Origin of the sequence: Phycisphaera sp., assembly GCA_025916675.1 — a bacterium.
Lineage (GTDB): Bacteria > Planctomycetota > Phycisphaerae > Phycisphaerales > UBA1924 > JAHCJI01.
The window spans coordinates 1324758-1347189 of sequence record CP098402.1; the positions used below are offsets into that span (position 1 = coordinate 1324758).

The window sequence follows — 22432 nt, forward strand, 5'->3', positions numbered from 1 at the left end:
CGTGTGCGGCCCGGGACTCCTAAGCCCCGGGCCGTTCTCGTTTAGACCGGTTCTGGTTGCGTGCGGTTGACCCGGCCCCGCCCGGGGGCTTCACTGGCGTGTGCAGGACGCCGAGAGCCCAACCCAGCCGCCGGACATCCCGGCCAGCCAAACGGCCGCGACGGCGGCCATCCCAGCCCACCTTCCAGCGGTTCCTCGGACCGCCGCCAAGCGGCCGATCCTCTTTACGGCGTTCGAGCCCAGCGGCGACGACCACGCCGCGCCGGTGATCGCCGAGATCATCGAGCGCGAGCCGGGGCGGCCGGTGTACGCGTGGGGCGGGCCCAAGATGGAGGCCGCCGGGGCTGTGGTGGTCGAGCGGACGGGGGAGAACGCCGTCATGGGGCTGCCCGGGCTGGCCAAGATCCGCGAGCACAAGCAGATCAACGCTCGGATCCGGCGGTGGATGGCGGCCCACAAGCCGGTGCTGCACGTGCCGGTGGACTCGCCGGCGGCGAACTTCCCGATCGCGGCGATGGCCAAGGCGAACGGCACCGGGGTGGTGCATCTGGTGGCGCCGCAGGTGTGGGCGTGGGGGAGCTGGCGGGTGGCCAAGCTGCGGCGGCTGACCGACCTGGTGCTGTGCCTGCTGCCGTTCGAGGAGGGATGGTTCACCACGCGGGGCGTGCCGGCGCGGTTCATCGGGCACCCGTTGTTCGATCACGAGCTGGACCCCAAGCGGGTGCTGGAGAAGGCGAAGACACTGCCGGACTTCTCGGGAGGCGAGGCGAAGGGGCCGTGGCGGATCGGGCTGTTTCCCGGGAGCCGGCCGAGCGAGCTCGAGAAGAACTTTCCGTTGCTGCTCGAAGCGTACAGGGATCTGGCCGCGTGCGGGAGTTGTACGCGCGATGGTCGTGCGCCGGTGGCGATGGTGGTCGCGGTGAACGACGCGGTCGAGCAGCGGCTGCGGCAGCTGGCCGACCGGCATGGGGGCGTGCCCGAGGGCGTGTCGTTCATCGCTGGTGATACCGATTCGGCGGTGCGGTGGGCGGAGATTGCGCTGGTGGTGAGCGGCACGGTGACGCTGCAGATCGCCCGGCAGGCGCGGCCGATGGTGGTGTTCTACAAGTCCAACGAGTTCCTGTACAACCTGATCGGGCGGTGGATCGTGTCGACGCGGTACTTCACGCTGCCCAACCTGATCGCGGGGACGCGTGTGGTCACCGAGATGGTGCCGCACTTTGGTGGGGCCGAGCCGATCGCGATGGCGGCGCGGACGCTGATGACCGAGCCGGGGGCGTTGGCCGAGCAGATCCGTGCCCTGGAGGACGTGGCGGGGCGGTTCGACGGGCTTGAGGCCTCGATGGCGGCGACGGACGCGATTCTGGAGCAGGCGGCCCGCAGGGAGGCGTGAGGGCGGTTTTTCTCATCCGTTACGGGCCTGTTGCGCACCAGATGCCGATTCGGAAGTATCACTGTATGTGCGGGGGTCTTTCTCGCCCGCCATTGGAGGTGACTCATGCCGCGGCTAACACGACAAGCGATCACTGGACGGATTCTGGGACTGACTCTGGCGGTGGCGACGGCCATGCCCGCATCGGTGGCTCTGGGGCAGGCGGGGGATGATGCTCTTCGGAGTGGGGTCAACATCGTCGTGCCGCAGCGGCGCGCGTGGATCCAGGGTGAGGTGCGATCCCAGATCGAGATCCGCAAGGTCGAGGTCGTGGCAAGCACGGCCGAGCAGGCGGCGACGACGACGCTCCGGCTGACGGTGTTCAATCATGGCAACCAGATGGCCGAGGCGCAGGTGCTGCTGCCGGTGCCCGATGGGGCGGCGGTCGGGAAGTTCGTTCTTGAAGGGTTGGGCGAGGATGGCATCGCGAAGATCATGCCGGCCGACGAGGCGAGAAAGATCTACAACCAGATCGTGGCGTCGATGAAGGACCCGGCGCTGCTGGAGTTCGTGGGCACGAGCCTGGTGCGGTCGAGCGTGTTCCCGGTGCCGGCGGGCGGCGAGCAGACCGTGAGCCTGACGTACGACCACACGCTGGAATCGGTTGGCGATCGGGTGGAGTACGTGCTGCCAAGATCGGCGGAGTTGATGTTGCAGGGCGCGCCGTGGTCGTTCGCGTTGACGATCGATGGGTCGCGGCCGATCGCGACGGTGTATTCGCCGACGCACGACATTGGCACCGAGAAGCTGAACGCCACGAGCGTGAAGGTGTCGGTGGGGCCCGAGGCGTTCAGTGGCACGCCGGGGTCGATGCGAGTGGGTTGGCTGCGCGAGCCGCTGGAGGCGGGGATGCTGGCCAGTTCATTTTTGGCGTATCCGGACGCCGATGGCGGTGGGTACTTCATGCTGGTGGCCGGGCCTCCAGCGCTCGAGGGAGAGCGTGAAGTGGTGAAGCGTGAGGTGACGCTGGTCATCGACAAGAGCGGCTCGATGCGCGGCGAGAAAATCGTGCAGGCTCGCGAGGCGGCGATCCAGGTCATCAGCGGCCTGAACGAGGGTGAGTACTTCAACGTCATCGCGTATTCGGACACGATCAACAAGCTGAGCGAGAGGGCGGTCGTGAAGACGACCGAGAGCGAGGCCGAGGCGATCGCGTTCATCAACGACATCAGCGCGGTGGGTGGGACGAACATCCACGACGCGCTGGTGTCGGCGATGCGGACCGAGCCCGCCGAGGGCGTGCTGCCGATGGTGATCTTCCTGACCGACGGGCTGCCGACGGTGGGGATCACGCAGGAGACGGCGATCCGTGAGGCGGTGGCCAAGGGGAACACGCACGAGCGGCGGGTGTTCGGGTTTGGTGTCGGGTATGACGTGAACGCGCCGCTGCTGACGGCGGTGAGCCGCGAGACGCGCGGCGCGCCGACGTTCGTGCTGCCTCAGGAAGACGTTGAGGTGAAGGTGGGGCAGGTGTTCCGGCGGCTGACCGGCCCGGTGCTGGCGTCGCCCACGCTCAAGCCGGGGACTGCCTCGCGTGTGAAGGACATGCTGCCGGGTGAGTTGCCTGATATCTTCGAGGGCGATCAGTTGATCGTGCTTGGGCGGTATACCGACCAGGACAAGGCGTTGAAGTTCACGCTCAGTGGCCAGGGCGGTGAAGGCGAGCGGACGTTCGGGATGAGTTTCGATCCGAAGCGGGCGAGCGTGGAGCATTCGTTCGTCCCACGGCTATGGGCGCAGCGGAGGATTGCACAGCTTGTGGATGCCGTGCGGCAGGCCGGGGCGGATGGCAAGGGCGAAGCGGTCAGCAAGGAGCTGATCGACGAAATCGTTGCGCTCAGCACACGCTGGGGTATCTTGACGGAGTACACGTCGTTCCTGGCGATCGAATCGGGCGTCGATCTCGATGATCAGATGGCCTTCGGGCAACGCGACGCTGATGTGGCTGGTGCTGTGCGACTCGGCGCACAAGTCTCGGAAACCGCTTCGGCACCAGCAAGGACGCCAGAAGCCAACCTCCAGCTGGCCCTCAGACGTGCTGGGCGCGAGCGTACTGGTCTGGGTGGCGTTCAGCAAGAGGCGAGCAACTTTTACGCCGGGCAACGCATGTCGGTGATGACGAACAGTGTCCAGACCGCCGGCGGTGCCCAGGTCATCCTCACCGGCATGCGTCAGGTCGCCGACCAGACACTCTTCAGCCGCAACGGGCAGTGGGTCGATTCCTCGCTGCTCGAGGCGGTGGAGGCCAACAATGCCGACGTGGACGAAACCGTCGAGTTTGCCAGTGAGCGGTACTTCGAGTTGGCCGATGAGCTGGCGGCGGAGAAGCGGCAGGGCGTGCTGGCGCTAGGTCAAGACGTGCTGCTGAACCGTGGCGGCCGGGTGATCCTGGTGAAGCGGCCCGTGGCGGAAACGCCCTGATGGCCCGGGCGCGGGTGCTCATCGTCGAGGACGACGCCGGTGTGCGGAAGGCCGTGGCTGATGCGCTCGACGCTTTTGGGTACGACGCGGCCGTGGCGAAGGACGGTCAAGAGGGCCTCTCCCGCGCGCTGGGGGAGGCCTTCGACCTTGTGCTGCTCGACGTGCGGATGCCTCGCATGGACGGGCACGAGGTGATGGCCGAGCTTCGGCGGGCGCGGCCTGGGTTGCCGGTGATCTTCCTGACCGCTCGCGGCGAGAGCACCGAGCGGGTGAAGGGGTTGCGGGGCGGGGCCGATGATTATGTGGTGAAGCCGTTTGGGACCGAGGAGCTGGTGGCGCGCATCGAGGCGGTGTTGCGGCGGAGCCCGGAGCGGCCGACCTCTGTTGGTGCGATCGTGCTCGATGGGTTGAGCGTGAACCTGGAACGGCGCGAGGTGACGCGCGAGGGGCATGAGACGACGCGGATCACCGAGAAGGAAGCGGCTCTGCTGGCGTACTTGGCGGGTAGTGCTGGCCGGGCGATCTCGCGAGATGAGTTGCTCAGTCGCGTGTGGGGGCTCGACCCGCGCGGGATGCGGACGCGGACGGTGGACATGGCGGTCGCGCGATTGCGTGAGCAGCTTGGTGATGATCCGACGGATCCGAAGGTGATCGTGACGGTGCGCGGGAAGGGGTACATGCTCGCGGGCGCGGTGGCGGCCGGGGAGGCGGCTGGGTAGTTGCGTACGCGCCGGATCATCCCGTGGATCATCTACGTGGTGTGTGCGGCGGCCGTGCTCGAGGGGTTGGGGTACGCCGGGTACAAGGCGCTCGACCTGCAACGCCAGCGTCGTGAGGACGAGGCGGCGCGGCTGGCGCTCTGGCGGATGGATAGCGCGCTGATGGCGGTGCTGGCGGCCGAGAGCGCCCGACCTTACTTCCACTACCGGCCGTTCCATGCGGCCGAGCGGGCGTACAGCGCGATGCTCGGGCCGGTCGAGCCCGGAGAGGTACTGGTGCCGAGCCCGCTGCTGACCCGGGTGCCGCCGTTCGTGCGGCTGCACTTTGAGATCGGGCCCGATGGTCGGGTCACCAGCCCGCAGGCGCCCGATGGAAATCTGCGGGACCTGGCAGAGTCGGAGTATGTGGCGGCGGATGATGTCATCGCGGCCGAGGCGCTGCGGCTGATGCTGGCGCAGCTTCTTGAGACAGGCACGCCCGATCCTGTCATCGGCCGCGAGTTGGTGGGTGCGACGGTCGATGCCGATCGCCTGGCACGCCAGGAAACGGCCGCCGCGGCTCAGTTGGCCGAGTCTCCTCGGGCATTTGAGGCCGGCGTCGAACTGGAAAGCTCCGATTCGCCGGGAGATGCGTCGCTCGGCTTGCTGGCCGAGCAGTCGAAACAGTCTGAGCCGATGCAACAGCCGGCGACCGAGCGTGCGAATCGCGTCCCGGCCGCTCGATCGCGGCAAGCGCCGGACAATCGGAGGGCGTTCGAGCAACCGGACGTCGTGCTCGGGCCGTTGTCGGCGTCGTGGTTGTCGGGCGAGGAACTCGTGCTGATGCGCGACGTGCGTGTCGGCGGGACGCCGCTGCGTCAAGGTGTGTGGTTGGACTGGCCTTCGTTGCAGCAGTGGTTGTCATCGCAGGTGAGCGACCTGGTGCCCGGGGCGCGGCTCCGGCCGGGTGCCATGGAGGCTCGCTCTCTGGCGGTGATCCCGGCGGTGATCGAGGTGCCCGAGGCTGGCACGATCCGGGCGGAACTGGCGTCTCCGCTCGGCGTGGTGCTTGTGTTGACGTGGGGTGCGGCGCTGCTGGCTGTGATTGCGATCGGCGTCGTGCTTCGATTGGCGACGGGGCTAGCCGAGCGGAGGGGGCGTTTTGTGTCGGCGGTGACGCACGAGCTGCGGACGCCGATGACGAGCGTGCGGTTGTACGCGGATCTGCTGGCGACTGACGCCGCGCGAGACGGGGAGCGGCGCGATCGATTCATCGGAACGCTGCGTGAGGAATCGGCGCGGCTGGCGAGGATCATCGAGAACGTGCTGGCGTATGCGAGGCTGGGGCGTACCACTGACAACGGCCATGCCGATACCCGACGGCCGATTGTCGGGGAACTCGTCGAGCAGGCCGTGGACGAGCAGGCTCTGGCCCTGGCGAATGCCGGGCTCTCGGTTTGCAACCGCGTCGGAGAGGGGGTCGCATCGCGGACGCTTGATGTGGATGGGGATGCCGCGGTGAGGATTCTCGGGAACCTGATCGAGAACGCGTGCAAGTACGCGCACTCGGCCGAGCGGGCGGAGGTCGAGATCTCGGTCCGTTGTGATGGGGGCATGGCGCGTTTCACGGTGCGCGATTGGGGCCCTGGTGTGCTGCGGCGGGATCAACGGCGGATCTTCGACGCGTTCCATCGATCGCAGCGTGACGAGCTACGCGAGAGTGGATTGGGGTTGGGGCTGGCGCTCGGTCGCGGATTGGCACGCCAGATGGGCGGAATCCTGGTGCTCGACGAGGTGAAGCATGGGGCGTGTTTCACGCTGAGCCTGCCGCTGGCTAGCGAGCGGTGATGGTCTCGGCTCGACGGTCGATGGCGGATTGCAAGTGCCATGCCGCGGGATCGATTCGAACGCGGCCGACGGCCTGCTGCCCGGGCAGGCGCGGTCGAGGCCACGTCGCGCGGTGGCCGTCATTGGGGAGCGATTCGACACCGATGAGGAGGGTGCCATCCGGCTCGAGCCAGGCGCTGTCGATGGGCAGTGTGAATGCCCAGCGGTCGGTCTCGGTATTCAGGATGGCGCTTTGGCCCGGCGTGCCAAGATTGAACGTTGTGAGGCCCGTGCAGCGGACGGTGGCCACGGCCCGGTTGGCGTTGGTGGGGCCGAAACTGAGACGGACCGAATCAATGGCCGGAGCGGGCCTTCCAAGGTCCGGGAGGTCGCAGGGCGGGCGCCGCACTTCGATGTAGACAACCCAACCGCTGGATGTTGATGAGGGTGTGCCAAGCCGGGGATCCCTGTGGATGAGGCCGCCGATCCAGCCGGTCTGGCCCGGGCTTGGCGATTGGCCAGTGCCCGCGATGAGGCCGCCGAGTGTCCAATCGTACCAGAAGGGGCCGATGGTCATGCCGGGAGGTGTGAGCGGGATGGCGCTGGTCGTGATCGGCAGGGCGCGCGTCCGTCCGCCAAGGCGGACCTCCCAGACGGTTGGTGCCGGCGACGCGGCCGGGCTGGATGGCGTGGGTACGCGCGCGAGTTGGCCCGGCCCGAGCATGCCGTGGGCTTCCCACGGGCCCGTTGGCGCGCGCACGGAGAGCAGTGCGGGCGTTGCGGAGAGGTTCACGACCGTAATCGACCCGCCGATGATGCCGCCGGCGTCGTCGGCAACCCACGCGAGCCACTGCGGCTGGCGTTCGAGGAACGCGAGCGCGGTACGGCGGACGGTCTCATCGCTCGCGCCGGGCCGGAGGATCGCGAGGATCAGGTCGTTGATGTCTTTGGCACGAGTTGGCCAGGCAGGGAGCGCGGAATCCGCGGTGATGAGCCATCGGGTGAGCGCATCGATGAGTCGGTCGGCGGCGAGGTGATCCGCGGCTCGCAGCCGACGCTCGGCGGCGTGCCAGCGGGCGTGGGATTGCTCTTCCCACGCTTCGAGGACGGCGTCCGACCAGCTTGGTGGAGGGGGATCGAGGCCGAGCCTGGCCAACGCGAGCTCGGCACGCCAGCGGATGGTTGGATTGTTGAGTTCCGGCTGGACCAACCCGATCGCGTGCGTGGGGTCGGCTGTTGGTGGGAACCGTGTCGGACTCGCTGTGGGGTGTGGCGTGGCGTCGAGGTCGGGGAGCAGCCAGTAGGCGGGGAGTCGGCGGCCGGTCATCCAGATCGATTGGCCCATCGCGCTCATCGGTAGAGAAGCAACGAGCATGGTGGTCGAGCGGTCGTCGATCGTGGTCGTGCGCTGCCATGTGCCGGGATTGGGGAGCCATGTGGAGCCGGCCGACGGCGGTTCGCGACGAGCAACCGTGATGGCAGAGGTCGGGATGTTCTGGCCGTCGCTCAGGAGGATGGGCGGTGGACCGATGGGGCTGGTCTCTGACCAAGCCGCGCCCGCACGGTCGGTTGCCGAGACCAGCGTGGCACCAGCGATGAGGGGTGTGGGGGTTTCGTTCAGGATCGGGCGCGCGGATGGCACCGCGCAGCCGGCGAGGAGCGCGACGCCGAGCGCCAGGGCGTGGCCGGTGTGCTTGATTTGTGCGGGGAGGGGCATCGTGGCAATGGTACGGGCATCGTCACGATGGGGTTTCAGCCGTAACGCGGGGCGTGCTCTGGCCATACGCGACCCGGTAGGCGGCTTGCGCTTGGGGTTGGGATTCTCCGGAGCTTGCCTGCTTCGTTCCAACGAACGTATACGAGGGAGATTGATGATGTTCAACACAACGAATCGCGCCGGCCTGCTGGCTGCCGCTGCTGGTCTTGGCTTGTCCGTGGTCTCTGGTGCGTTGGCGCAAGAGCAGCTCTATGCGCTGCGCAGCCCGACTTCGCCCATCCTCATGGAGCTCGATCCGGCTACAGGCGGGGAGCTCAGCTCGACCTTCCTGACCGGGGCCGAGGCGATCTTCAGCGGGATGGACTTCGACGACAACGGCGATTTGTACACCATCGACGGGTTTAATGATGGCATCTCCGACCGGCTGTTCCTGATCGACGAGACCACCGGCGCTGGCTCGGTGGTGGGTGACACCGATGACAACTGGAACTTCCGCATGGTGGCCTATGACCCGACCACCGACACGCTGTATGGAGCTCGCGACAGCATCCTCTTCACGCTCGATCGCAGCACCGGAGTGGCAACGCTCGTCGGCAGCCTCTCGGCTCCCAATCTGGACCAGCTCACGGGCTTTGCCATCGATGCCGACGGCGTCGGCTGGGGGACCGACATCGACGCCGCTTCGCTGTTCAGGATCGATCTGGCGACGGCGGGGGCCGAGTTCATCGGCAACGCCACCTCTCCGGGGGTGCGCAACTGGTTCAACGATCTGTCCTTCGATAGCAGCGGCACCCTGTGGGCCGCTCGCGAGCAGGGTGGCGGCCTGTACACCATCGATACGGCAACGGGAGCGGCTACGTTGGAGTTTTCGACGGTCACGTTCCGCAGCATCGCCTTCCTCGGCGGCGAGGCCGATTGCTACGCCGACTTCGATAGCGACGGTGAGCTGACCATCTTCGACTTCCTGGGCTTCCAGAACGCGTTCGATGCGGGCGATGCCGCGGCGGACTGCGATGGGGATGGCGACCTGACGATCTTCGACTTCCTTTGCTTCCAGAACGCGTTCGACGCGGGCTGCGAGTAAGGAAGCGGTCAGGACAGATCCGGGTCCTGGTCGTTCGGGGGATCCGCGTCGCTTGGCGCGGGTCCCCCATTTTTGCGCGCGATGCCGAGGAGCGCGACGCGGGCGAGCCAGTCGGCAAGGGCGTACGCGGTGATGCCCAGGGCGATCAGGACGACCGCCCAGAGCAGGTCGCGGTCGGCCAGGTACTGCTCGGTCACCGAGGGCGTGAACAGCATGAACTTGCTCACGCCGAGCAGGGCGAAGCGGCCGATGCCGTAGAAACCGATGGCGATGCCGGCGATGCGCACGGCGGTGGCCACGAAGCTGCGCGTAAGCAGCAGTCGATCGATCGAGTCCATCGGGCCGTCGCGCGCGGGCGTCAGCTCGTACTCGCACTCGGTGCAGCGGCCGTCGTCGAGCGTGGTCAGTTCGTAGCCGCAGGCGGGGCACTTCGGCCTGGGCACGCGCGTGGGCACGAGGTGGCGAGCGAGCGTGCCGGCCATGATGATCGCGCCCAGGCCGGCGACGATCTTGATCGCCGGTTCGCCAAAGAGCGCGAGAAGCTCGAGCGTCGAGGGCCCGCCCCACCCCGGTTGCAGGGCGTACCCCGTAATCATGACCATCTGGGCGACAGCGATCACGCAGAGCAGGGCTCCGATCACGCGCAGCGCCACGGCGAGCACCAGGCGGACGAGCACGAGGTCCTCGCTTCGCAGCTCGATCGAGCGCAGGCGGCGGCGGGAGTCGCGATCGGTGGGCATGGGGGATGGTATGCGGGGGCTCCCTAGCATCGATGATGCGGCGGATTGTGGCTATGGTCGTGTTGCTCTTGCTGCTTGGCCTGGTTTCGAGCGTGGGCGTGGCGTGGGCCGGGGCGACGATGTTCCGCGGTGGCGTCCCCGACAATGTTCTTACAAACACGTGGTTTAACGAGCCGACCGTCGAGATGGGCGAGGTGAACGACTGGCGCATCGCGCAGTGGACCGATGCGACGCTGACGCGTCGGTGGGGCTGGGGCTGGCGGCCCGAGTGGATGGCCGATCCGTGCATCTCTGAATTGCGTCGGATGTCGAGTGGGAAGTGGGACGGCGGTCGCACGATTGAGGGTCTGGTGCTCCCCGCGTTTACCCGCGCGATGGAATCACCCGAGGAAGTGGCCCCGCATTACGCGATTTATGTAGACGCTCTCCCGAGCTTCGAGGAACGCGAGGCCGGCTGGCCGGCGCGATGCCTGCGCGTGTGGTGGGTGGCCGGTGATGACCGCCTCGACACGCCCGGCGAACGCATCCGAGGCGGCATGCTGGCGTCGTACTGGGCCTATCGCTGGGGTGGCATATTGCATCACTCCATGATCGGATGGGATACCGAGGGAGAGCACGCGTTGCCGCTCACGCCAATGTGGGGCGGCTTGCTCATCAATACCATCGCGTGGGCGGCGATCTGGTTTGTCGTGCTGCAACTTGTGATGCTGCCGGTGTGGCTGTGGTTGCGGTGGCGATGGAAGCGACGCGAGCGCACGGGCCGCTGTGCGGGGTGCGGATACGTACTGGGGGCCGCTCGTGATCCGATCGTAACGTGCCCTGAGTGCGGCATGGCCATGGAGTGCCGGCCCCGGTGGGCGTGGCGGGGCATGGTGGCATTGCCGGCGCTCGCGCTGGTGCTTGCTATGGTGTGGGCTGCTGGCGTCGCCGCGCAGCGGGTGGTGACGGCCGAACACCTGCCACCGCTATACCAGGCCGCCGCCGACGGCGATGCCGATCTCGTGCGATCCCTGCTCGCGGCGGGAACGCCGGTGGACGACCCCGCGCCGGAGCTTCGGTCGCTGAATACCAGCCCGATGCAGGGGGCCCGGGCGATCGAGTGGGCGGCCATGCGCGGGCACGCCGGCGTGGTCGACGCGTTGCTGAACGCCGGAGCGGACCCGAGCATGGTGGGCATGGTGGGCGATGATCGCTCGCCGCTGGCCCTGGCGATCGCCTGCGGGCACGGTGACGTCGTGGACCGCCTGCTGGCCGCGCGGGCGTCCGTGTTCGACCAACCCAAGACGACGCCGTCGCCGATTGCCATCGCGGCGTGGCACGACGATGCGGCGCTCCTGGAGCGGCTGTTCGACGAGGCCGACGCGGCGGGCGCGGGACCGGTGCCGCTGGGGCTGTTCGACATCGTGCTGGCGGGCCGGTCGGACGCGGTGCAGCGGATGGTGCTCGGCCGCGCTTCGGCTTCGCAGCAGGCGACCGCGGACATCGCCATCGGCGCATCGCGGTGGGGGGACCTCGGCCTGCTCGATGCGCTGATCGCGCGGGGGTTCGATCCCGCGCCCGTCTCGGGCGGGCTCTTCTGGGGCGTGGTCCGGACGGACGACTCGCCGCTGTCGATCGACGACCTCGTGTCGCGCGGCGCCGACCCGATGGTCACCGACCGACTCGGCAACACGCTGCTGCACACGGTCGCCTCGTACGGCGAGCGTCCCTCGGTCGTGCGGCGGCTGGTCGAGCTGGGCGTGCCCCTGGAAGCGACCAACAACAACCAGCGCACGGCGTTGCATCGGGCCGCGATCGAGGGACACGACGAGAACGTCCGCGTCCTGCTCGACGCCGGCGCGGACGCGGCGGCAGTGGATGCCGAAGGCCGGACGCCACGGGACCTCTGGTGGCACGCCCGCCGGGGCACCGAGGGCTACGAGGAAGTCCGCGAGCTGCTCGAAGCGGCGGGGGGTGCTCCGTGAGGCGGTATGTGTTCATGCTGGCCCTGCTGCTCGTCCTCGGCCTGGCGACGAGCCTGCTGGTTGCCTGGGCCGGCGCCTTGGTCGATCGCGATGGGTGGCCCGACACGCCCCTCACGAGCAACCCAACCGGCGCGCGGACCGAGATGCGCGGGTGGCTGGTCGAGCAGGGGCGCGATCGCACGCTGACGTGGCGGACCTTCGACGCGCTGGACCTGTGGGACGGGCCGCCGGATCTCGAATCGCCCACCGAGCTGCCGGCGTGGAGCGTGGGCCGCGACCTTCCCGACCAGCCCGGGCCGTTCGTTCCGGCGCGGGAGCGGACGCGGGACGTGGCGTGGGACGTCAGCGCCGGGTGGCCGATGCGGTGCGTGCGGGCGACACGCGGGGCGGGGCCGGAAGAGTTCGCGCTGCCGGGCGAGTTCGTGCGTGGGGGCGTGGCGGCGATGGCGGTGGAATGGCCGATCTCGCACGATGCCATCGCCGAGGCGGATCGTCCCGGTGTCGATGCCTGGCCGGCCGGCGGGCTCGCGGCGGTGGTTCCCGTGCGCCCGATGCTCGGCGGGCTGGTCGTGAACACGATCGTGTTCGCTCTGGCATGGGGCGTGGCACTGTCGCCGCTGGTTGCGCTGCGCGTGCTGCGTCGATGGCGGCGGCGGAAGAAGGACCGCTGCGTCCGGTGCGGGCACTCCGTGCAGGGTCTTCCGGACGGAGCGCCTTGCACGGAGTGCGGACGCTCCCTCCAACATCGCACGACCATCGCCGAGCTGCTCACCGCCCGCGCCCCGATGCTCGGCGCTTCGCTCGCGCTGGTGCTGGTGATTAGCGCGAGCGCCGGGCTGCTCATGCACCGGTGGATGGCGGTCGATCGGTTGCCCCCGCTCCATCATGCGGCGGCGGTGGGGGATGTGGAGCGGATCGAGCGGCTGCTCGTGGGCGGCGCGGATATTGAGGGGCAGTTCATCCCCATGGTCGGTTCGCACGAGGCGGTGGAGTTCTCAACCGCCCTGCATTGGGCGGCGGCCCGCGGGCACGCACACGTCGTCGCGACGCTGCTCGATGCGGGCGCGTCCCCGTGGGGCTACAGCCCGTTCGACGCCCCGCTGCACGAGGCGATGCTCGGCCGGCACGAGGACATCGTCGAGAGGTTGCTGCCATTCTCGCATGGTGGCGGAAACTCCTGGCCGGAGGTCGAGTTCATTTCTCGCACGAGTCTGTCGATCGCCGAGCGTGTCCTTGACGGCGAGCCTCGGTCGCAGCGGGACCTGTATGACGCCGCGACGTTCGCGGTTCGGGCTGGCGACATCGCCCTGTTCGACCTGCTGCTGCGGACGGGGCTGTCGCTGGACAGCTGGGAGTCCACGTCGCTGCTCCAGATGGCGATCGACACCGACGCGCTGGCCTGGGCATGGGAACCGTCGCACGATCTGGGCATGACGCGAGCCCTGGTTGAGCGGCACGCCGAGCCGATGCGCGCGGTCCACGACTACGAGGTTGCACGGGCGATCCGGGGCGGTTGCCTGCCGTGCCTGGACGCGCTGCTCGAATTCGGCGCCGTCCCGGAGGCGTACACGATGTACGAGGCCGTGCGCGAGGAAGAGCCGGCCATCCTGCAGCGCCTGATCGACGCGGGCGCCCCGGTCGAAGCGCCCGACGAGTCGGGGCGGTCGGTGCTCTGGTACGCGGCGTGCCTGCTGAACGCCGACCTCGTGCGCATCCTCCTGGACGCCGGGGCCGACCCTGCGCAAGAGGTCGACGGCCTGACGGTCCGCACGGTGCTCGCCAATGGTCAGGACGTTGATCTCGGCACGTTCCGAAGAGTGTCGTCCGAGCATCGCGCGGCCCGGCCGAGCGAGGTTCGGCGCATCTGTGATCTCCTCGAAGCCGCCGAAGCCCAATGGGATGCCCGTGGCGAATCGCCGCAAGACGCCGCCGCCCCCGACGGTGGCTGAGCGAGCCGGCCCGGGGCTTGGGCGAGACGGCCGGTTGCCGACGCGAGACCGCCCGGGGCTTGGACGATTCATCCCGTGGCTTGGGCAGGACGGCCGCGGGCCCGGGCGGGTCGGGCGGGCGATGTCGACCGGCCCGTGCCATGATGCAACCGCTCATGAACAGGTGTGAACACCCCATTGCGAAGCGTCAACGGGGCGTTGACGCTTGGGAATGGGGCGTAGACGCATGTCATGGGAGCGTTCACACCTGTCCTGGGACCATTGAAACCCGTTTACGGGCGCAGAACATGCCGGTTTGGGGCTTGCCGGGCCGCCGGTGGGGTATTCGAGTGAAGCGGGCGGCCATGCTGGTCGATGGATGGGGTCGCGGGGGCCGCCGGAGGCCCCGACCGGACCCAGACAGGACCGCCGCCATGCCCGAGAACATGCCCCGCAACCCGACCGACGCCCTCGACTGGATCGAGGCCCACACCCAGCAGTGGATCGACCACGCCGGGGCGATCGGGCTGAGCGAGGCCCTCGCCCAGGAAGTCGGCGATCTGGCCGAGGAGAGCCGCATCAAGCGGCTCGAGGCCGACAGCGCCGCCAATCGGGCCAGGAGCGCGACCCTCGCGTGGCGCATCAGCATCCGCCACACGATGAAGCGCACGCGCGCGGCGATCAGCGCCATGAAGACGCACGCGGCCGTCACCGATGACGAGAGCGTGTACGTGCTGGCGGGGCTCAGCCCCAGGGCCAAGGCCGGCGACGCCGGGCCGCCGGACACGCCGAACAGCCCCAGGTTCGTCGTGCGCCAGGGCGGGAGCGTCGAGCTCTCGTGGGACGGCGGCGGGCCGCAGGGGACGTTCTACATCGTCAAGCGGTCGCTGCCCGGCGAGAACGACTACACGATCCTTGGCACGACGACCAGCAAGCGGTTCAGCGATGAGACCTTGCACGTCGGGGTTGGGGAGGCCTGGTACGCCATTGACGCCCAGCACGGCCGGCACCGGGTGCCCGGCGACATCGTGTTGGTGCGGCTGGGCTCGGTCCGCGAGGCGAAGCAGGCGGGCACGGCGGCCGCGTAGAGGCTGCCCGTGGGCCCGGGATCGCGCGCGTCCATCGCCGCGCTTTGCTGGCACGCGGGCGGAACGTCCGGTATGGTGTTCGGAGGAGGCGAGCCCATGGAACGCACCGCAACGACCACGCTCTCGACCGCGGCCCTGCTGCTGGCCACCGGCGCGGCGAGCGCCCAGATCGCCAGCAACGGCATCACGATCATCGTGGACGACGACACGCTTATGCCGGGCGAGTCGACGACGATCCGGATGGAGGCGTATTTCGATCCGAGGGATTACGCCATGGCGGGCGTGGCGACCTCGCTGCTATCGTCGGCCGGGGCGCAGGGGCTGGGCGATCTGCGTCTGGTCCGGCCCATGGACGGGCCGGGCACGAGCGAGGGCACTATCAACGACAGAGGCGTGAATCTGATCCTCGCCGGGCAGTTGAACGGCCTAGCGGGCATCTATGCCGACGGGAGCAACCCGATCGCCTTCTGGGAGGCGACGTACACGGCTCCCAGCGACGTGGCCGCCCCGCTCGACGTCGGCCTGATGACCGAGACCATCAGGTTCGACGTGTACTTCGAGCTCTCCTCGCCCGAGTCCGAATCCCGCCTGGACGACTTTGCCGAGGCAGAAGCCACAATCCGCGTGGTGCCGGCGCCGGCGGGGGCGCTCGTGCTGGGCGGGTTGCTGCTGACGGCAAGACGCAGACGCTAATCCCGCCGCATCACCGCCGCGCCGGTCACGTACGTGTGGTGCTCGGCGGTGGACTTGTGCCACTCGAAGTAGGGGCCGATGTCCTGCGTGTTCCACGGGATCGCGCCGCTCGGGCGGGTCGCCGCGAACGCGGGGTGGTTCCAGAGGTCGGCCTCGAACTCGGCCATCGTGAGCGCGCGGCCGTTCCATTCGGGGAAGGCCATGCCCATGTCTTCTTCGCAGATATCGAAGCTCATGGCCAGCACCCCGCCGGGGACGAGCACGCGGGCGATCTCGTCCATGGCCTTGCGCTTGTTTGGTTGGTGCTCGATGACGCTGAGGCTGGTCAGCAGGTGGGCGTGGCCGTCGGGGCTGGGGATGGTCTCGTCGTCGGTGAAGGCCCAGTCGACCCGGACGTTGAGTTTCTCGCGGAGCTTCGCCCACGTGCCCTCCATGCCTCGTGTTGTTTCGACGAGCGTGACGCGAGCACCGAGGGTGGCGAGCCACCAGGGCATGGGGCTGAGCTCGCTGCCCATGTCGATGATGCGCAGGCCGGCCAGGGGCAGCGACTCGATGGCGTGCAGCCAGAGCCAGGGGTACTCCCAGATCTTGGACCATGAGTCGAACTCGCGCAGGCCGTGGAGCCTGGCGAAGGTGTTGAGCTGGGCCATGAAGCCGGTGAAGGGGGGGCTCTGGAGCTCTTCGAGCCTGGCGAGGATGGCGCGCGGCGCGGGGGTTGGGGTGCGCAGGCCGGTGGGGTCGCCGGTCGACGTGGTGATGGGTTTGGGCTTCGGCTCGGCGGTGCCGCTCGGCGCGATCGTGAGCGTGCCTTCAACATCCCAGCGCGCGGCGTGCTTGCGCAGAGCGTCGGCGTGCTCGCCGCTGGCGGGCGCGATCGCCGCCGGCAACCCCGCGAACGCCAACGCGAGCGCCGCCGGCGCGAGCGGGCTTGGGAGGGGTGGCGCGCCACCGTGATCGGCCGCCGGACCGAGCGCGGCGCGCTCCACGATCGCCTCGCCCAGCCTCGCGTGCCGTTCGGGGCTGCTGGCCTCGCGCGAGGGCAGCAGCTCGGCCGCCTGCTCGCCGATGAACTGGGCCGCCATGGCGTGCGCCGGCAGGCACGGGCGCGCATCGACCGGCCCGGGCCGCCCCGGCGGGCTCCACAGCGACGCGACCGCCGCCAGCCCGTCGCGCAGCGGCTCGTCGAAGTGCGTGATCCCCGCACCGATGCGGCCGGTGACGACCCTGCCGTGCTGGGCGACGTCGGTGCTGCCCCACTCCCACTTGGGCAGGTCGTGCTTGTCGGTGTCGTAGGCGAGCATCGCGGGATCGAATGGCTCGTCGATGAAGTCGCACAACCGACGCAGTTCTGCGTGTGGCGCGCAGACCAGGCCCTCGTAGGTGAGGTGGTGGAAGGGCTTGTCCTTGAGAAACCCGTCGATGCGGCGGTTCCAGTTGACCCATCGCAGGGTGGCGGCCAGGGGCGTCGAGGCAACCGATTGCTTCGAGGTCAGCCGCAGCGTGTTCTCGTAGACTGGGGCGATGCCCTGCCGGTGGGCGGCGACGGTCGTCGTGCTGTGGGCCACGTCGAGCGGGTCGCGTGTGATCCAGACCCACCTGGCGTCGGGGAGGAGTTCGTGCAGGGCTTCGAGGTGGAGGAGGTTGTTGGGCGTCTTCTCGGCCCAGCGGGTCTTGCCGCGTGCGGTCGCGTAGGCGAGCATGACCTCGTCGAGGAAGTGTCGTGCGGCGCGATGCACGATCTCGGGCGGTTGGTTGTAGCTCTTGCAGTAGCCGTGCATGGGGTCGCGCATGGCGCGGACGAGGCCCAGGAGGGAGGCGGGCTGGTGCTCGGCGAGCCAGGGCGTCTCGGGGCCGCAGGCGATGCTCGGGTGGGCATCGAGCATGGTGCGCAGCAGCGTGGTGCCGCTGCGCGGGACGCCCAGGATGATGATGGGCGGCTTGGTGTTCAGCGGGGCGTCCGAGGTCATGGGGCGACGGTAGGACGCCGGAGCATGCCGCCGGACGGGTTGTAGCCCATCGAACGCAGGGCATCGCCAGCGATGGCCTCGGCTTCGGGCGGCGGCGGCAGGTCGGTCGACGTGGGATTCTTGCGTTCGATGCGGCCCTGGGCCCAGGCTCGCATGGCGGCGCTGCCGCTGGAAAGCTCGAGATGATCGGCGATGCGGGTTGCCACGAGCGGTGCGTCGGCGATGAGGTCCTCGTAGCGCACCTGGAGCACGCGATCGTCGCCGATGGCCTCGATGTGCTCGCCGGCGACCTCGACGCTCATGCGCCACTCGAGCAAGCCACGGGCGACATGGTTGGTGCAGAGTGCCAGCTCGTTGTCGAGGCCGCGGCCGCGCGCGAGGTCCTCGAGCAGGTGCCATTTGCGGTCGCCCTCGCCGTACCACTGGCCGACCTCGACGCGTTTGGCGATGGAGCGGGCGACCTCGACGCCGTGGCGGACGATGTTGATCATCTTCGCTTCGGGTGCCAGGGTCGCTAGGAAGCGGAGGCGGAAGTTGTTGAGGGCGACCTTCTCTACGAGAAGGGGCTTGCTCTGGCGTTGCTGGCGGGTGATCTCCCAGAACTGTTCCTGTCCCTCGTCGGTCAGGTCGTCCTCGGTGAGCTCGATGCAGTTGTCCCGGCGGCGCGTGCCTTCACGCAGGCCCCAGGCGTCGCACTGCGGGAAGGGCTCGATCCAGATCGGGAAGAAGTCGTTCAGGTACCGTACATCCGGGCTGGCCCCGATCATGGTGCCCAGGATGCTCGTACCCGACCGGCCGCAGCCGGTCAGGAATGCGATGGGCTCGCTCACGACGAGGCCTCAACGGTGGTCGTTGTCTCACGACCGGCGGGCTCGCACGACACGGACAGCGGCAGGCGGGCGGTCCCAAAGAACGGGAGCGGCTGGTGGGCGGGGTGGTTGATGCGGATGGGTCCGAGTCCGTTGATGTGGTCGTGGAAGAGGGCGCCGTTTGGATCGCCGGAATCGTCTGGCTCGCTCGCCGAGAGGCCCAGGGTGTATTCGCCGGGTTTGAGCTGGAGTTCGAGCTGGAACGAGACCACGAGCCGATCGCCAGGGCCGAGGGCGGGCATCTCGGTGTCTTGCTGGAGTGTGCCCTGGCCGAAGACCTGGGTGCCGAAGCGGTCGATGAGGCGGATGCCCACGCGCGGGCTCTGGACAGCCTGGGTCGCCTCGACCAACACACGCACGTGGAGCGTGTCGCCAATGCCCAGGATGGTTGCGTCGCGTTCCTGATCGTCACAGATCTGGCAGGCGATGATGCGGAGGCCGCCCTCGCCGTAACGGCGTTCTTGATCCTCATTGTCGTCGAGAGTGTTGGCGTCGAGAATGCGCTGGGCCAGGCGGGTACCGCGTTGGGTGGCGACCTGCTGGGCTTGCTCGGGCGTTTCTTCGGGGCGTTCCCACTTGCCGTGGGTCTTCTGCACTCCACCCTGACGAAGCGCGGCGTGGTAGCGCGCGATGGCGTCCACCGGCTCGCCCTGAAACGAGACGGTGCCCTGCTCGAGCAGGATCGCACGGTCGCAGAGATTGGTGATCGCGCCGGCGTCGTGGCTGGCCAGCAGCAGGGTGGTGCCGTTTTCGAGGAGTTCGCGGATGCGTCGCGTGCACTTCTGGACAAAGAAGATATCGCCCACGCTGAGCGCTTCGTCAACGATGAGCACCTCGGGCTCGAAGGCGGCGAAGATGCTGAAGGTGACGCGGACGGTCATCCCGCTGCTGTAGCTTCGGACCGGCCGATCAAAGAACGCGCCGACGTCGGCGAACGCTTCGATTTCTTCCATCTTGGACTTCGCAAAGCCCGGGGGAAAGTTGAGCAGCCGCGCCATGTTGTGGACGTTCTGGCGGCCGGTGAGGTCCTTGTTGAGGCCCGCACCCAGTTCGATGAGGCTCAGCACCCTGCCGCTGAGGGTGGCCGTGCCCTCGGTGGGTATGCTGACGCCCGTGACCATCTTCAGCAGGGTGCTCTTGCCGCTGCCGTTGCGGCCGACAACGCCCAGGCACTCGCCCTTGCGGAGACCGAAGCTCACGTCCCGGACGGCCCAGAAGTCGCGGTGGAGATTCAGGCGGTTGAGCGTGGACCACTCGGCGATGCGGTGCCAGGGGTTGTTGTAGAGCTTGAATCGCTTGCCGATGCCATCGCAGCGCACGGCCCAGTTGTCGTCAGGGACGGATTCGGTCGTGCGTGTGAGAGTGGAGTCTTGCACTAGTCGATTGTAGTGGCTAGCCGAGCAGGCGGCGGCGCAGGTTGGACAACTTCTGTGCGAGCTTATAGGCCCGGCTGGTGTGCAACTCGGCCCGCTCGGCGTGGGCCTGCTCGAGGTCGCGTTCGGCCTGCCTCGCCCGATCGTCTGCGGCGGCGAGCATGGCCAGGGCCCGCTCGGCGTCGGTGAGTCGCTGTGGCGTGGGGATGCCGGGGCGGGCGAGGTTGTCGTCGCCGGTCGGTCCCGCGATGACCTCGGGCAGCGCGGCGACCTCGGCCCCCTGCTCGACCAAGGCTCGCAGCACGCTGGTGGCATCAAGGCCAACCCCCTTGGCCTCGAGTTGACGCCATCGCCGGGCATCGATCGCGATGGGGCCGGGGTGTTCGACCAGCAATTCGGGGTGCTCGGCCGACGGCGTGGAGAAGGGGAGCACCTCGCGGCCGTCCGGCCCGGTGCGCGCGAACCAGGGGGCGACGGCGTCGAACGCTCGATTGGCGCGCAACACGGCGGTGAGGATATCCCGGAGCTCATCGGAGATGCCCGGGAAGGCCAGGACGGCGACCTCGCGTTCTGGATCTGGTGTCGGCAGCGTGGGCACGATCGAGCCGGCGTGGTCGAGGCGTTGGGCAACGACAGTGGCGTCGTCACAGATCATGGCGATGCGCTGGCGGGCGGCGCGGCTCATGATCGTGCGTTGCTCACCCGTCATGGTGGAAGCGTGCTCGATCGCGCGGGCGAGATCCTTGGTGTCGTTCGGCGTGAACAGCAGGCCGCTCGCGCCATCTTCGACCATCTCGGCCATGCCCCCGGCGCGCGCGGCGATGGTGATCTGGCCGGCGGACATCGCTTCCATGCAGGTGTTCGGGTAGTTGTCGTTCGGGCTGGGAACGATTGCGATGGAGCAGTGGCGACGCTGCTGGGCAAGGGCGTCCGGCTCGAGTTCGCCCAGCAACTCCACCTTGCGTGTTGTAGGGTCGAGATGCCTGGCGAGCGCGGCCGCACCGAATTGCTCGTTCGAGATCCAATCGAACGTGTCTCGTCCGGCGACACGCAGGCTCGGTGCTCGATTATCGAGCATGCCCAAGGCCTCGGCGAGCGTGTCGAAGCCCTTGCGGCGTTCCATGCGACCGACAAAGAGTGCGGCAGGTTCGGATGGGTGTGGCGACTCCAGGTCGACGGTTTTGCCCAGTGGGTAGGGCGTCACACGCACCTTGCCGGCGATCGATGGTTCCCACTCCCGCGTCCAGTCGGCCAGTGCCCGGCTCGGGCAGGCGACGCCGTCGGCCCAGCGCAACACGTCGCGCTCCATGGATCGCAGCTCGGCCATCGCCCGTCCGGGCTGGGGGCCGCCCTGGAGTTTCTCGATCCAGGCGGTCGGCGAATGCAAATGCACGATGACGGGCGGGCCTTGCTTACCGAGCTCGGCAAGCGGGCCGCGCCCCAGGCGGCGCTCGTTGAGGACGAACCAGAGCAAAGCGCCGGTGTCGGGGGCTTCGATGGCGGTGGGGCGGAACGTGTCGAGCAGCCACGGCAGATGCTCGCGGAGCTGCATCGCCAGCACGCTCTCGCGGTGGAAAGCCCAGAACGCGGCATGGCAGGCCGGGCCTGATGGGGATGCCAGGATGCTCGGACGCGGACCGGCCCAGTCTGGCTCGAGTTCAACATAAGCCAGGAAGGGCAGGCGGACGACGCGGACGCCGTCGGCTTGCTCGATGGTTGGCGAATCGGTGTCACCGACCGTGACGACTGTGGGCTGGTGGCCCTGAGCGGCCAGGGCCCGGGCCATGCGGACGGTGTATGTGCCGATGCCGCCGCCGACGAATGGTGGGTATTCGCGTGAGATCAGCAGCACAGGCGGGCTCCCCGGCCGATCGGGCCGTGCGGGCCACAGTAGCCGTTGTTGGCAGGGCAGAACCTAGCATGGTTCCGTGAGCAGCACAAGATCAAAGGCCGGCCGTCTCGCGTTCCTGGGTAGCGTGCTGCTGGCGGTGCTGACAGCAACGATCGTGTGCGTCTTGGCGCTGGCCCTGCCGATCGAGGACAGCAGGCCGATCTTCGAGGAGACCGGGCCGTTCGAACAGGCTTCGCCCTGGCTATGGCTGGCCTTTGCGCTGTGGATCCCGCTGGTGTTCCGCAAGCCCACGCTGGAAGTGGCCGCGGGCATGATCGTGGCGATCGCGGCGGCCGGCCGAGAGTGGGACTGGCACATCAAGTTCACCGAATACAGCATGCTCAAGCCGCCGTTCTATTACCGCGAGGGCACCATGCCCGAGCGGATCATCGCCGGCGGCATCATGATCGCCGTTATCGCCAGCATCGTGATTCTGATCGCCAGGCTGATCCACCTCCGGCCGTGGAAGCGGCCCTGGGCGTGGTGGGTGTTCGCGCTCGGGTTCGCGTTCTTCATGCTGGTGTTCACAAAGGTGGTTGACCGGGCACCGGCCATCATGGACGAGGACTTCGGCCTGACGCTCGGGCCGCGAATGCGAGTGATGTTTTCGGCGATCGAAGAGGGACTCGAGATGCTGCTGCCGGTCTTCTTCGGTGCCCACGCGCTCGCGTTGGCACGCCGGCACGCTGGGCGCAGGGCCGCGGGGCAACCGCCAAAACACTAGGAACTTCCCGGCTCCC

The 22432-nt window shown here is 68.5% G+C and carries 16 protein-coding genes; 10 read left to right on the forward strand and 6 right to left on the reverse strand.

The window, feature by feature from the left end; translation table 11 throughout:
* The first annotated feature begins 100 nt into the window (after positions 1-100).
* From NCW75_05755 to NCW75_05770, 4 genes are all read left to right on the forward strand, one after another.
* Complete coding sequence (locus NCW75_05755) at positions 101-1393, forward strand: hypothetical protein (protein UYV13787.1); 1293 nt, start codon at positions 101-103, stop codon at positions 1391-1393.
* Between the two features lie 105 nt (positions 1394-1498).
* Entirely contained in the window at positions 1499-3853 is a 2355-nt protein-coding gene (locus NCW75_05760; protein ID UYV13788.1) for a VIT and VWA domain-containing protein, read from the forward strand.
* On the forward strand, positions 3853-4572 hold the full coding sequence (locus tag NCW75_05765; protein UYV13789.1) for a response regulator transcription factor: 720 nt from the start codon (positions 3853-3855) through the stop codon (positions 4570-4572). The genes NCW75_05760 and NCW75_05765 overlap by 1 nt, the downstream gene beginning before the upstream one ends.
* Positions 4573-6399, forward strand: a complete 1827-nt coding sequence (locus NCW75_05770; protein ID UYV13790.1) for a HAMP domain-containing histidine kinase — start codon at positions 4573-4575, stop codon at positions 6397-6399. It begins immediately after the preceding gene.
* On the opposite strand, the gene NCW75_05775 is transcribed toward NCW75_05770, so the two are convergent.
* Positions 6386-8095: a hypothetical protein gene (locus NCW75_05775; protein UYV13791.1), complete on the reverse strand. Its 1710-nt coding sequence runs from the start codon at positions 8093-8095 to the stop codon at positions 6386-6388. The two genes, NCW75_05770 and NCW75_05775, sit on opposite strands and share 14 nt — an antisense overlap.
* 157 nt (positions 8096-8252) lie before the next feature.
* On the opposite strand from NCW75_05775, the gene NCW75_05780 reads away from it, so the two are divergent.
* Entirely contained in the window at positions 8253-9179 is a 927-nt protein-coding gene (locus tag NCW75_05780; protein UYV13792.1) for a hypothetical protein, read from the forward strand.
* A gap of 8 nt (positions 9180-9187) precedes the next feature.
* Here NCW75_05780 and NCW75_05785 read toward each other — a convergent pair whose 3' ends face one another.
* Entirely contained in the window at positions 9188-9919 is a 732-nt protein-coding gene (locus NCW75_05785) for a hypothetical protein (protein UYV13793.1), read from the reverse strand.
* Between the two features lie 35 nt (positions 9920-9954).
* On the opposite strand from NCW75_05785, the gene NCW75_05790 reads away from it, so the two are divergent.
* The 4 genes from NCW75_05790 to NCW75_05805 all read left to right on the forward strand — a co-directional run bounded on the left by NCW75_05790 (position 9955) and on the right by NCW75_05805 (position 15592).
* A complete protein-coding gene (locus NCW75_05790) occupies positions 9955-11883 on the forward strand; it encodes an ankyrin repeat domain-containing protein (GenBank protein UYV13794.1) in 1929 nt (642 codons plus the stop codon).
* Positions 11880-13832, forward strand: coding sequence for an ankyrin repeat domain-containing protein (locus NCW75_05795; protein ID UYV13795.1), 1953 nt, complete (start codon positions 11880-11882; stop codon positions 13830-13832). The genes NCW75_05790 and NCW75_05795 overlap by 4 nt, the downstream gene beginning before the upstream one ends.
* A gap of 413 nt (positions 13833-14245) precedes the next feature.
* Positions 14246-14899 carry a hypothetical protein gene (locus NCW75_05800; GenBank protein UYV13796.1) on the forward strand — a complete coding sequence of 218 codons (654 nt, stop codon included), beginning with the start codon at positions 14246-14248 and terminating at the stop codon, positions 14897-14899.
* 96 nt (positions 14900-14995) lie between these two features.
* Positions 14996-15592, forward strand: a complete 597-nt coding sequence (locus NCW75_05805) for a hypothetical protein (protein UYV13797.1) — start codon at positions 14996-14998, stop codon at positions 15590-15592.
* On the opposite strand, the gene NCW75_05810 is transcribed toward NCW75_05805, so the two are convergent.
* The 4 genes from NCW75_05810 to NCW75_05825 are packed head-to-tail and all read right to left on the reverse strand — an operon-like array spanning position 15589 to position 21653.
* On the reverse strand, positions 15589-17559 hold the full coding sequence (locus tag NCW75_05810; GenBank protein ID UYV13798.1) for a sulfotransferase: 1971 nt from the start codon (positions 17557-17559) through the stop codon (positions 15589-15591). The genes NCW75_05805 and NCW75_05810 overlap by 4 nt on opposite strands.
* Positions 17556-18389: a sulfotransferase gene (locus NCW75_05815; GenBank protein ID UYV13799.1), complete on the reverse strand. Its 834-nt coding sequence runs from the start codon at positions 18387-18389 to the stop codon at positions 17556-17558. The genes NCW75_05810 and NCW75_05815 overlap by 4 nt, the downstream gene beginning before the upstream one ends.
* Positions 18386-19804 carry an ABC transporter ATP-binding protein gene (locus tag NCW75_05820; protein ID UYV13800.1) on the reverse strand — a complete coding sequence of 473 codons (1419 nt, stop codon included), beginning with the start codon at positions 19802-19804 and terminating at the stop codon, positions 18386-18388. Before NCW75_05820 ends, NCW75_05815 begins: the two co-directional genes overlap by 4 nt.
* A 16-nt stretch (positions 19805-19820) precedes the next feature.
* A complete protein-coding gene (locus NCW75_05825; GenBank protein UYV13801.1) occupies positions 19821-21653 on the reverse strand; it encodes a glycosyltransferase family 4 protein in 1833 nt (610 codons plus the stop codon).
* A 76-nt stretch (positions 21654-21729) separates the two neighbouring features.
* On the opposite strand from NCW75_05825, the gene NCW75_05830 reads away from it, so the two are divergent.
* Positions 21730-22416 (forward strand): hypothetical protein, encoded by a 687-nt coding sequence (locus NCW75_05830; GenBank protein UYV13802.1) that lies wholly within the window; start codon positions 21730-21732, stop codon positions 22414-22416.
* Positions 22417-22432 lie beyond the last annotated feature (16 nt).